This is a genomic window from Pseudomonas putida (genome assembly GCA_041879295.1).
Taxonomy (GTDB): domain Bacteria; phylum Pseudomonadota; class Gammaproteobacteria; order Pseudomonadales; family Pseudomonadaceae; genus Aquipseudomonas; species Aquipseudomonas putida_Y.
The window spans coordinates 419,512-431,000 of sequence record CP047152.1; the positions used below are offsets into that span (position 1 = coordinate 419,512).

General features: G+C 62.6%; 10 protein-coding genes. 3 read left to right on the forward strand and 7 right to left on the reverse strand.

Going from position 1 to position 11,489, the window contains the following annotated elements:
- Positions 1-53: 53 nt before the first annotated feature.
- Together GST84_01875 and GST84_01880 are read right to left on the reverse strand one after the other, a co-directional pair.
- Positions 54-764: a 3'-5' exonuclease gene (locus GST84_01875; protein XGB11175.1), complete on the reverse strand. Its 711-nt coding sequence runs from the start codon at positions 762-764 to the stop codon at positions 54-56.
- Positions 761-2,698 carry a CBS domain-containing protein gene (locus GST84_01880; GenBank protein XGB11176.1) on the reverse strand — a complete coding sequence of 646 codons (1,938 nt, stop codon included), beginning with the start codon at positions 2,696-2,698 and terminating at the stop codon, positions 761-763. Before GST84_01880 ends, GST84_01875 begins: the two co-directional genes overlap by 4 nt.
- Positions 2,699-2,814: 116 nt before the next feature.
- Between GST84_01880 and GST84_01885 the strand changes: the two genes are divergently transcribed.
- Complete coding sequence (locus GST84_01885; GenBank protein ID XGB11177.1) at positions 2,815-3,360, forward strand: response regulator; 546 nt, start codon at positions 2,815-2,817, stop codon at positions 3,358-3,360.
- Between the two features lie 46 nt (positions 3,361-3,406).
- On the opposite strand, the gene GST84_01890 is transcribed toward GST84_01885, so the two are convergent.
- A complete protein-coding gene (locus GST84_01890) occupies positions 3,407-5,584 on the reverse strand; it encodes a malate synthase G (GenBank protein XGB11178.1) in 2,178 nt (725 codons plus the stop codon).
- Positions 5,585-6,024: 440 nt separating this feature from the next.
- Here GST84_01890 and GST84_01895 point away from each other — a divergent pair, with 440 nt between their 5' ends.
- Positions 6,025-6,543: a glycine cleavage system protein R gene (locus GST84_01895; protein XGB11179.1), complete on the forward strand. Its 519-nt coding sequence runs from the start codon at positions 6,025-6,027 to the stop codon at positions 6,541-6,543.
- A 224-nt stretch (positions 6,544-6,767) separates the two neighbouring features.
- Here the strand turns inward: GST84_01895 and rarD are convergent, their stop codons facing one another.
- The 4 genes from rarD to GST84_01915 form a co-directional block, all read right to left on the reverse strand.
- On the reverse strand, positions 6,768-7,655 hold the full coding sequence (gene rarD / locus GST84_01900) for an EamA family transporter RarD (protein ID XGB11180.1): 888 nt from the start codon (positions 7,653-7,655) through the stop codon (positions 6,768-6,770).
- A 64-nt stretch (positions 7,656-7,719) separates the two neighbouring features.
- Entirely contained in the window at positions 7,720-8,694 is a 975-nt protein-coding gene (locus tag GST84_01905; GenBank protein ID XGB11181.1) for a serine/threonine protein kinase, read from the reverse strand.
- A gap of 101 nt (positions 8,695-8,795) precedes the next feature.
- On the reverse strand, positions 8,796-9,560 hold the full coding sequence (locus GST84_01910; GenBank protein ID XGB11182.1) for a LysR family transcriptional regulator: 765 nt from the start codon (positions 9,558-9,560) through the stop codon (positions 8,796-8,798).
- A 49-nt stretch (positions 9,561-9,609) separates the two neighbouring features.
- Entirely contained in the window at positions 9,610-10,341 is a 732-nt protein-coding gene (locus GST84_01915; protein XGB11183.1) for a ComF family protein, read from the reverse strand.
- 89 nt (positions 10,342-10,430) lie between these two features.
- Between GST84_01915 and bioB the strand changes: the two genes are divergently transcribed.
- Positions 10,431-11,489, forward strand: coding sequence for a biotin synthase BioB (gene bioB / locus GST84_01920; protein XGB11184.1), 1,059 nt, complete (start codon positions 10,431-10,433; stop codon positions 11,487-11,489).

Below are 11,489 nucleotides of genomic sequence, written 5' to 3' on the forward strand. Positions count from 1 at the left end.
AGCGAGCGCAGCTCGCGATGCGCGCCGCGCGGGCGGCGCTGCACATCCCGCCTCTACAAACCGTGATTCTGCATCTTGCGCCGTCGCCACCCGCGCAACCGTTGCTCCAGCTGCAGCGGGCTGTCCAACTGCTGGCGTCTGGCCTGGCTGAACAGGATCAGCGCCAGTTCTGCGGTCACCTGGGCATCGGCGCTGGCGTGGTGGCGCTCTTCAACCTGCAAGCCAAACCGCGCTACCCAGTCATCCAGCCCGGCCTCGCGCAGCACTGTGTCGGGGTTGAGCATCGGCGCCAGTTCGGCAATATCGAGGAACGGCGACTGCAAGCGGTAACCCAGGCTCTCCTTCAGCGCACGCGCCAGCATGCGCTGGTCGAATGGCGCGTGAAACGCCAGCACCGGGCTGTCGCCAATGAAATCGAGCAAATCCAGCAGGGCCTCGGCCGGGTCGCAACCGGCAGCCAGGGCGCTAGGGCCCAAGCCGTGGATCAGTACGCTGGCGTTGGTCTTCTGCAAAGGCCGGTGCAGCGTGCGTTCGAACTGCTGGGCAAAGTCGATGGCACCGTCTTCGATGGCCACCGCCCCGATCGACAGCACCTGATCACGGTTGGGGTTGAGCCCGCTGGTCTCCAGGTCCAGCACCACCCAGCGCTGCTCGCGCAGGGTACATACCCCCAGCGGCACGGGCTTGGGCAATCGGGCCAGGCGCTGGCGTGTGGTGTGGTCCAGTTCGGGTGCGCTGGGGCGCAGCCAGGTAAACAGGCTCACAACTGGTACCGCAAGGCCAGGCTGCTTTGCAAGCGTTGGGCCTGGCGCAGGGACTCGCGCAGGATGCGGCGGTCAAGGTGGTTGAGGCTGTCCGGGTCGACCCGGTTGGAATAGGGCAGGTTATCGCGTATCTGGCGCTGGTGCTGCTGCATGCGGGTTTGCTGGATGAAGTGGTAGGCCTCTTCATAGGCGGCGCCGTCCAATGGCTCGATCACGCCCTTGGCCACCAGTTGGCGCAGGCGCTCCAAGGTATTGCAGGCACCTATGCCATTGGCCAGGGCCAGCAAACGGGCACCATCGACGAAGGGCGTCAGCCCCTGGACCTTGAGGTCGAGGGTCGCCGCCTTGTCGTTGCCCTGGCGTGTCAGCACGAACTCGCGCAACCGTCCCACCGGAGGGCGTTGGCGCAGGGCGTTGTCAGCCATCATGCGCTGGAAGATGCGGTTGTCGGCTACCTGTGCCAGCAGGCCTTGGCGCAGTTGCTCGCAACCTTGCTCGTCACCCCACACCACCCGCAGGTCGAAGTAGATGCTCGAACCCAGCAGGTTCTCCGGGCTGGCTTCGCGAACAAACCCGGCAAAGCGCCGCGCCCACTCGCTGCGCGACAGGCACAGTTCGGGGTTGCCGGCCATGACGTTACCCATGCACAGGGTGAAACCGCACTGGGCCAGGCACTGGTTGATGTATTGCGCCAGCGGCAACAGGCGAGCGCGGATGGCGTCGGCCTCGGCGCTGTCGACCGCTTCGAAGAGGATGCCGTTGTCCTGGTCGGTGTGCAGGGTCTGCTCGCGTCGCCCCTCGCTGCCAAAGCACAGCCAGCTGAATGGCACGCCCGGGTCGCCACGTTCGGCCAGGGCCAGTTCGATGACCCGGCACACGGTATGGTCGTTGAGCAAGGTAATGATCTGGGTGATCTGCGTCGACGATGCGCCATGGGCCAGCATGCGTTCCACCAGCTGGCTGATTTCACCGCGCAGCGAGACCAGCGTATCCAGGCGTGGCGCATGGCGTATGGTGCGCGCCAGGTGAACCAGATCGACCCGTTGCAGTGAGAACAGGTCGCGCTCGGATACCACCCCGCACAGGCGTCCGTTTTCTACCAGACATACATGGGCAATATGCCGCTCGGTCATGGCCATGGCGGCATCGAAGGCACTGGCCTGGGGTGGGAGGTAGAACGGTTTGGCTGTCATGTGCCGGTCGATGGCGGCGCCCAGGTCGGCATCTGTTGCTGCCACCACCTGGCGCAGGTCGCGCAAGGTGAAAATACCGATGGGGTAGCGTTGCGGGTCGACCACCACGATGCTGCCCACCTGCTGCTCGTGCATCAGCCGCACGGCTTCGCGCAGGGGCGTATCGGCGCTGCACACCACCGGGTGACGCATGGCCAGTTCACCCAGGGGGGTGTTCAGCGAGTACTGGGTGCCGAGGGTTTCCACAGCGCGCTGGCGTACTTGCTGATTGACCTGATCAAGCAGGCTGCTGACACCGCGCAGGGCAAAATCCCGAAACACTTCAGACATCGAGAACACGCGGATGAATGCGGCCTTGTTCAGTTGCAGGCAGAAGGTGTCTTCACCGGCCAGGTGCTCGGTGCGGGTTGCCCGCTCACCCAGCAGGGCTGCCAGCGGGAAGCACTCGCCGCTGGTGATCTCGAACGTGGTCTCGACACCCGGTTTGGCCAGATGCTGGCGCTCGCCAACCACGCGGCCCTGCTTGACGATGTAGAAGTGCTCGACCGGCCCGTCAGCAGGTTTGACGATGCTTTCACCGCAGGCGTAGAAGCGCAGCTGGCACTGCTCGACCAAGAAGGCCAGGTGGCTGTGCTCCATCTGGTTGAACGGCGGAAAGCGCTGCAGGAACTGCAATGTGCCCTGGATGTTTTGCAGTACTGCCGTCTTGCCCGCCTGGCTGTAGGCGTCCTTTTTACTCATGAAACTGACCGTATCGCTATGCCGAACTATATATATCTATATATAGGTACCGGCCATGTTGTTCTCTGCCTCCATGGTCGGCTTGCGGCGAGGTGGTGCCCATTGGACGTAAGTCTATGAGCGCCCCTGTCAGAGACCCGACGAAAGGAGAAACGGGTTACGCAAGTACTGCGGTCCTAATGCTGAAGCGGAATTATTTTGACGAGACAAGCATGCCCGAGCACACCGACATCCTGAGCGACGCCGAGCGCGAGGCCTTGGCCGTGATAAACCAGAGTGCGCCTGTGGCTGCCAGGCCGTTGGTGCTTGTGGTGGATGACAACGCGGTTAACCGGGAGGCGCTGATTCTGTACCTGAAAAGCCGGGGCATCGATGCGGTTGGGGCGGATGGGGCCGAGGAAGCCAGGTTGTACCTGCACTACCAGAAGCGTATCGGGTTGATGATTACCGATTTGCGCATGCAGCCTGAAAGTGGGCTGGACTTGATCAGGACAATTCGCGCGTCGGAGCGGGCGGCGTTGTCGATCATTGTGGTGTCGGGCGACACCGATGTGGAAGAAGCAGTGGATGTGATGCACCTGGGCGTGGTGGATTTCCTGCTCAAGCCGGTGGATTTGGGCAAGCTGTTGGAGCTGGTGAAGAGAGAATTGAAAATGGATTGATGCGCAGTGGGGGCCGCAAAACGGCCCCCCTTGGCGCAGATGTAACTTACAACCCGTTACGTGCCTTGAACTCGCGGCGACGGCGGTGCAGTACCGGCTCGGTATAACCGTTCGGCTGCTTGCCACCTTCCACCACCAGCTCCACTGCCGCCTGGAACGCCACGTTGTCGTCGAAGTTCGGCGCCATCGGACGGTACAGGGCGTCGCCAGCGTTCTGCTGATCGACCACCACGGCCATGCGCTTGAGGCTTTCCAGCACCTGTTCCTGGCTGACCACGCCGTGGCGCAGCCAGTTGGCCAGCAGCTGGGCGGAGATGCGCAGGGTGGCACGGTCTTCCATCAGGCCGACGTTGTTGATGTCCGGCACCTTCGAGCAACCCACGCCCTGGTCGATCCAGCGCACCACGTAGCCGAGGATGCCCTGGGCGTTGTTGTCCAGCTCGTTGCGGATCTCTTCGGCCGACCAGTTGGTGTCCGCAGCCAGCGGAATGGCCAGAATGTCGTCCACCGACGCCGGGGTACGTGAGGCCAGTTCACGCTGGCGCGCCTGTACGTCCACCTTGTGGTAGTGCAGGGCGTGCAGGGTGGCGGCAGTTGGCGACGGCACCCAGGCGGTGTTGGCACCGGCCAGCGGGTGGGCGATCTTCTGCTCGAGCATGGCTGCCATCAGGTCAGGCATGGCCCACATGCCTTTGCCGATCTGCGCCCGGCCTTGCAGGCCGGTGGCCAGGCCAACGTCGACGTTGTTGTTTTCGTAGGCGCCGATCCACTTCTCGTTCTTCATGGCACCTTTGCGCACCACGGCGCCGGCTTCCATCGAGGTGTGGATTTCATCGCCAGTGCGGTCAAGGAAACCGGTGTTGATGAACGCCACGCGCTCGGCGGCTGCCTTGATGCAGGACTTGAGGTTGACCGTGGTACGGCGCTCCTCGTCCATGATGCCGACCTTGACGGTGTTGCGCGGCATGCCCAGCAAGTCTTCGACCTGGCTGAAGATCTCGGCGGCGAAGGCCACTTCCTCAGGGCCGTGCATCTTCGGCTTGACGATGTACACGCTGCCGCTGCGGGTATTCTTGCGGGTGGTGTTGCCGTTGAGGTTGTGCAGGGCGATCAGGTTGGTGAACAGCCCGTCCTGGATACCTTCGGGGATTTCGTTGCCTTGGGCATCGAGGATCGCCGGGTTGGTCATCAGGTGGCCAACGTTGCGCACGAACAGCAACGAACGACCGTGCAGGGTCACGCTGCCGCCGTTAGGCGCCGCGTACTCACGGTCCGGGTTCATGGTGCGGGTGAAGGTTTTGCCACCCTTGCTCACGCTTTCGGCCAGGTCGCCTTTCATCAGGCCCAGCCAGTTGCGGTAGACGATGACCTTGTCGTCAGCGTCTACGGCTGCAACCGAGTCTTCGCAGTCCATGATGGTGGTCAGTGCCGATTCCATCAGGATGTCTTTGACACCAGCGGCGTCGGTGCTGCCGACCGGGGTGCTGGCATCGACCTGGATTTCGAAGTGCAGGCCGTTGTGCTTGAGCAGCACGGCAGTGGGTGCCGCGGCGTCGCCGTGGAAGCCGATAAGTTGCGCATCGTCGCGCAGGCCAGTGTTGCTGCCGCCTTTCAGGGCAACAACCAGTTTGCCGCCTTCGATACGGTAGCCCGTGGAGTCAACGTGCGAGCCGGCTGCCAGTGGCGCGGCTTCGTCGAGGAAGGCGCGGGCGAAGGCGATGACCTTGTCGCCGCGCACCTTGTTGTAACCCTGGCCTTTTTCGGCACCGCCTTCATCGCTGATGGCGTCGGTGCCGTACAGGGCGTCGTACAGCGAACCCCAGCGAGCGTTGGCGGCGTTCAGGGCGAAGCGGGCGTTCATCACCGGCACGACCAGTTGTGGGCCGGCCATGTGGGCGATTTCTTCGTCCACGTTCTGGGTGGTGGCCTGGAAATCGTCGGCTTGTGGCAGCAGGTAGCCGATTTCCTGGAGGAATGCTTTGTAGGCTACGGCGTCGTGGGCCTGGCCTTTGCGTGCCTGGTGCCAGGCGTCGATCTTGGCTTGCAGCTCGTCGCGCTTGGCGAGCAGGGCTTTGTTCTTTGGAGCGAGGTCATTGATGATCTTCTCTGCACCCGCCCAGAACTGCTCGGCGACGATGCCGGTCCCGGGGATGGCTTCGTTGTTCACGAAGTCGTACAGGACCTTGGCGACCTGAAGGCCACCGACTTGAACGTATCCAGTCATTGCTTGCCTCACTCTGCTCAGCTATTTCGCTCTTCTGTATTAAGCCTGTAGCGCTTCTCTAAACACGGCACCAGTGCATGCCCCTTCGGGGCGGCTGGGTGCGGCCGGCCAGACAGGCTGGCAGACAGTGTGCGTATTTTCACAGGCGCCTTGGCAGACATCCAAACGACGTTTTGTAGTCCGCGCCACGGGATACTACATGAAGCAGTAGGCGGGGCAAAATCAGACTAAAAGCGCCGTTATGCGACCCGATGGTCGCGTATGGTCACGCTGGGAGTGGGTATGTTCGCAAAAAACAGGTGGATTGTTCCAGATAAATCTTGAAACAGTACACGATTAGCTGTGCGGATTGCCCTGCGGCAGGTTGCCGCGCCTTGCCTATACTGATTCGATCCCCCGATTTTCTGCCGCCCGGCGCGGTCCGACACGAGGAAGGGCTTGTGGATCATCTTGTACTGACTGTAATTGCCCCTGACAAGGCCGGCCAGGTCGAACGTATTGCCCAGTGCATCGCCGACCACAGTGGTAACTGGCTGGAAAGCCGCATGTCGCGTATGGCCGGGCAGTTTGCTGGCATTCTGCGGGTGGCGGTGCCGGCAGAGAATTACGCCGAGCTTGTGGCCTCGTTGCAGGGGCTGGCCAGGTATGACATTCGCGTGCTGATTGCCGAGAGCGGGATCGAGCCCTCGTGCACCTGGAAGCCAATTGCCATGGAGCTGGTGGGTAATGACCGGCCGGGGATCGTGCGGGACATTACCCGTTTGTTGGCGGACCTTGGGGTGAATCTGGAGCGGTTCACTACCGAAGTGCGGCCCGCGCCAATGAGCAGTGAGCCGTTGTTTCATGCCGATGCGTTGCTGGCGTTGCCGCTGGCCCTTTCGCTGGATGAATTGCAGCAGAAGCTGGAGAGTCTGGCGGATGATTTGATGGTGGAGTTGCAGTTGCGGCCGGAGGATTGATCCTGGCCGGAGGTTATCCCGATATCACGGGGAAGGCCCTGTGGATAACCTGGGGGCGTACCTCTCCAGCCCAGGCATCACGTGCCCTGCAGAGCTTTGCTCAAAAAACACCCAATTATCAGCAGCTTGTGCACAAAGCACGGGGACGAGGGTGTGGATAACCTATGGAGATGTTTCTGCAGGCCAGTAGCTACATGGCCTGCAGAGTTTTGATCGTTTTCTGATCAGCTACGTTTGCGCAAGCTCAGCCATGCATCCACGCTGTAAATCGCCAAACCTGCCCAGATGAACATGAAGGCCACCAAGGCGCTCGACGACAAATGCTCATCGAACAGCAGTACGGCCTGCAACAGCACCAAAGTCGGTGCCAGGTACTGCAGGAAGCCCAGCGTGGTGTACGGCAGGTGCCGCGCGGCGGCGTTGAAGCATACCAGCGGCACCAGCGTTACCGGCCCCGCCGCCATCAGCCACAGCGCCTCGCTGCTGGTATAGAACGCGCCCTGGGCACTCATCGCTGACGGGTGCAGCAGCAGCCAGCCAAGGGCCAGCGGTACCAGCATCCAGGTCTCCACCACCAGGCCCGGCAGTGCTGCTACCGGCGCCTGCTTACGGATCAGCCCATAGAAGCCGAAGCTCAACGCCAGCACCAGTGATACCCATGGCAGGCTGCCCACTTGCCACACCTGCTGCGCCACACCCACGGCGGCCATGCCCACCGCCAGCCATTGCAGGCGGCGCAGGCGCTCACCAAGAATGAGCATGCCCAGCAGTACGTTGATCAGCGGGTTGATGTAATAGCCCAGGCTGGCCTCGAGCATACGACCGTTGTTTACCGACCACACGTAGGTCAGCCAGTTACCGGCGATCAGTGCCCCGCTCAGTGCCAGGATGCCCAGCCGGCGCGGGTTGTTGCGCAGTTCGCGCCACCAGCCGGGGTGTTTCCACACCAGGAGCAGTAGCGAGCCGAACAGTGCTGACCAGAGCACCCGGTGGACAATGATCTCCACCGCCGGGACGCTCTGGATTGCCTTGAAGTAGATGGGGAAAAGGCCCCAGATGATGTAGGCGCTCAAGCCCAGTATGTACCCGCGGCGCGGGTTTGCGGCGTGCATGCAGAATCCTTGCTTAGGTTGCTAAATAAAGCGACGCCTATTGTAGACAGAGGTGGGCGCGCTTCTAGAACAATTTCAGCGGTGCTTCATCCAGCGCAGCCATTTGTTCGCGCAAGGCGAGAATCTGGTCGCCCCAGTAGCGTGGCTGGCCGAACCAAGGGAAGCTGGGCGGGAACGCCGGGTCGTCCCAGCGCCTTGCCAGCCAGGCGCTATAGTGCAGCTGGCGCAGGGCGCGCAGGGGCTCGATCAGGGCCAGCTCGCGCGGGTCGAAGTCGTGGAACTCGTTGTAGCCGTCGATCAGCTCGGCCAGTTGCCCCAGGCGCTCCTCGCGGTTGCCGGCCAACATCATCCACAGGTCTTGCACCGCTGGGCCCATGCGGCAATCGTCGAGGTCCACCACGTGGTACACCTCGTCACGGTGCATCAGGTTGCCGGGGTGCAGGTCGCCGTGCAGGCGGATGAGCTGGTGTGGTGTGCGAGCGTAGATGTCCTCCACCCGCTTGAGCAGGTCGCGTGCCACGGACTCGAACGCCGGCAACAGTTCACGCGGGACAAAATTACCTTCCAGCAAGGTATTCAGTGAGGCGTGGCCAAAGTTGTCCACAGCCAGTGCCTCGCGGTGCTTGAACGGTTTGCTGGCGCCCACGGCATGCATGCGACCGAGCAGTTGGCCCAGGCGATACAACTGGTCGAGGTTGCCAGGCTCGGGGGCGTGGCCGCCGCGACGGGGGAACAGCGTGAAGCGGAAGCCCTGGTGCTCGAACAAGGTGCGGTCATCGTGCTGCATGGGCGCAACCACCGGGACTTCGCAGTCGGCGAGCTCGGCCGTGAAGGCGTGTTCTTCAAGGATGGCTGCATCGCTCCAGCGGCCTGGGCGGTAGAACTTGGCAATCAGCGGCTGCGCGTCTTCGATGCCCACCTGGTACACGCGGTTTTCGTAGCTGTTCAGCGCCAGCACCCGCGCATCGCTGAGAAAGCCCAAGCTTTCCACTGCGTCCAGGACCAGGTCGGGGGTGAGGGTGTCGAAGGGGTGGGACATGGTGGCTCCGGAGGGTAAGCGGCGTGGGGCCATGGTAGCGCGTTATGCCTGTGCCGGCTTCTTCACAGGCATGCCCGCAATCCGCCCACCGCGTGGCGAGGCTAAGCCGGTATCCCGATCAGCACATAGGACGGATGGAACTGCACCCGCACCGAACTGCCGGCCGCCACCTGTTGCCCAGCCAACCACTGCGCCTCTGCAATGGCACACAACGTCTGCCCATTACCCAGCGCCAGCCTGACCTCGCTGGGGCCGTCCTCCTCGGCCAGCACTTCTTCCACCGTCGCGCTCAAACAGTTGCTGCCCTCCTCGGCTTCTTCCTCTTGCGCCAGCAACCGCACCCACCCGGCCTTTAGCAGCGCCACCACCATCGTTCCCGCTGTCAGCTCCAGCCGCGCAGTGCTGTCGTGGGTGATCAGCGCATCGATCTCCAGCCCGCCACTCAATGCCAGGCTGACGCGGTCATACCGGCCTTCTGGGCGCAGGCCGCTGACCTGGCCCTGCAACTGGTTGCGCGCACTGGTGCGCAGCATCAGGCGCCCGAGCAGGTCGAGGTCGCTGGATTCTTCGGCGGCTTCAAGGATTTGTGCCTGCAGGGCCTGCAGCCGTTGGTACAGGCGCAGCACCCGCTCGCCTTCCGGCGACAAGTGCGCACCGCCGCCGCCACGGCCACCGGTGCTGCGCTTGACCAAGGGCTGGCTGGCCAGATTGTTGAGCTCGTCGATGGCATCCCAGGCCGCCTTGTAGCTGATACCCGCTGCCTTGGCGGCGCGGGTGATCGAGCCTTGTTCGGCAATGTGTTGCAGCAGCGCGATGCGCTGTGGGCGGCGGGCGATGTGCTGGGTGAGAAGGGGGGGTAGGGACATGGGTATTCCGTATACAAGGGTGCTTTACAAATGGGCAGGTCGCGCCAGGTCATACATACCCCGGTTTTGGCGTACGTGCCAGGCAATACACATCCACCCGCCGTGCACCTGCCTTGCGCAGTGTCAGGGCAATAGCCTGCGCAGTGGCACCGGTGGTCAACACATCATCGACGATGGCGACATGCTTGCCTTCCAGCTCGCCCGTTACCGCGAACGCCTGGCGCAAATTGCGCCGTCGTGCCTTGGCGCCCAGATGTTGCTGTGCCGGTGTCTCGCGGATGCGGACCAGCAAACGCTCGTTGCATGTTACCCCGACGTGCGACGACAACCACCGCCCAAGCATCCCCGCCTGGTTGAACCCCCGCTCGCGCAGTCGACGCCTGGCCAAAGGCACAGGCAACAGCAGGTCAGGGCGGGGCAGCCCTTCGGCATAGCGATACAGCAGCCCCTGCCCGAGTAGCTCAGCCATCAGGCGCCCCAAAGGCCATTGGCGATTGTGCTTGAAGCGGCTGATCAACGTGTCCACCGGAAAGCCGAACTGCCACAGGGCAATGACCTGATCGAAGGCCGGCAAGCCGCGGCCGCAAACGGCGCAGGTCAGGCCGGCCATGGGCAAGGGCAGGGCGCAATGCCGGCACTGATCACCCAGCCAGGGCAGCGCCTGTTCGCAGGTGATGCACAGCGGGTAGTGCTGCTCGGCAGGCTCATCGCATAACAAACACTGCTGATCAATAAGTGAGCACTTGTAAACCAGTCGCTTCCAGTACAGTTGACAGTTCATAGGCCTTCCATGACTATGCGAGCTATCCGTGATGCGCTGGCGGGCTTTCCTGTCCCGGCGCCAGCTACAGCCTAAACAAGGAAACGCCGATGAGCGCCAGCACAACTGCAACAACACGTCACGACTGGTCCCTGGCCGAGGTCAAGGCGCTGTTCCAGCAACCGTTCAATGACTTGCTGTTCCAGGCGCAGACCGTGCACCGCGCGCATTTCGACCCCAACCGCGTGCAGGTTTCGACCTTGCTGTCGATCAAGACCGGTGCCTGCCCGGAAGATTGCAAATATTGTCCGCAGTCCGGCCACTACAACACCGGGCTGGAAAAACAGAAGCTGATGGAAGTGCAGAAGGTGCTGGAAGAAGCTGCCCGCGCCAAAGCCATCGGTTCTACCCGTTTCTGCATGGGGGCGGCGTGGAAGCACCCGTCGGCCAAAGACATGCCCTACGTGCTGGAGATGGTCAAAGGCGTCAAGGCCATGGGCCTGGAAACCTGCATGACCCTCGGCAAGCTCGACCAGGAGCAGACCAAAGCCCTGGCCCAGGCTGGCCTGGACTACTACAACCACAACCTCGACACCTCCCCGGAGTTCTACGGCAGCATCATCACCACGCGTACCTACAGCGAGCGCCTGCAGACCCTGGCCTACGTGCGCGATGCCGGGATGAAAATCTGCTCTGGTGGCATTCTGGGCATGGGTGAGTCGCTGGACGACCGTGCCGGCCTGCTGATCCAGCTGGCCAACCTGCCGGAGCACCCGGAGTCGGTGCCGATCAATATGCTGGTCAAGGTAGCCGGCACGCCGCTGGCTGAGGAAGAGGACGTCGACCCGTTCGACTTTATCCGTATGCTGGCCGTGGCCCGTATCCTCATGCCCAAGTCTCACGTGCGTCTGTCCGCCGGCCGCGAGCAGATGAACGAGCAGATGCAGGCCCTGGCCTTCATGGCGGGCGCCAACTCGATCTTCTACGGCGAAAAACTGCTGACCACCGCCAACCCCCAGGCCGACAAGGACATGCAGCTGTTCGCACGCCTGGGTATCAAGCCCGAAGCGCGTGAAGAGCACGCTGACGAAGTGCATCAGGCAGCCATCGAGCAAGCGCTGGTCGAGCAGCGCAGCAGCGAGATGTTCTACGACGCCGCGACAGCCTGA

Coding starts and splice junctions, on each gene's coding strand:
- rarD (XGB11180.1), bottom strand. CDS start 7,655: ATGCACGCCGCAAACCCGCGCCGCGGGTACATACTGGGCTTGAGCGCC.
- GST84_01905 (XGB11181.1), bottom strand. CDS start 8,694: ATGTCCCACCCCTTCGACACCCTCACCCCCGACCTGGTCCTGGACGCA.
- GST84_01880 (XGB11176.1), bottom strand. CDS start 2,698: ATGAGTAAAAAGGACGCCTACAGCCAGGCGGGCAAGACGGCAGTACTG.
- GST84_01885 (XGB11177.1), top strand. CDS start 2,815: ATGAGCGCCCCTGTCAGAGACCCGACGAAAGGAGAAACGGGTTACGCA.
- GST84_01915 (XGB11183.1), bottom strand. CDS start 10,341: ATGAACTGTCAACTGTACTGGAAGCGACTGGTTTACAAGTGCTCACTT.
- GST84_01910 (XGB11182.1), bottom strand. CDS start 9,560: ATGTCCCTACCCCCCCTTCTCACCCAGCACATCGCCCGCCGCCCACAG.
- GST84_01890 (XGB11178.1), bottom strand. CDS start 5,584: ATGACTGGATACGTTCAAGTCGGTGGCCTTCAGGTCGCCAAGGTCCTG.
- bioB (XGB11184.1), top strand. CDS start 10,431: ATGAGCGCCAGCACAACTGCAACAACACGTCACGACTGGTCCCTGGCC.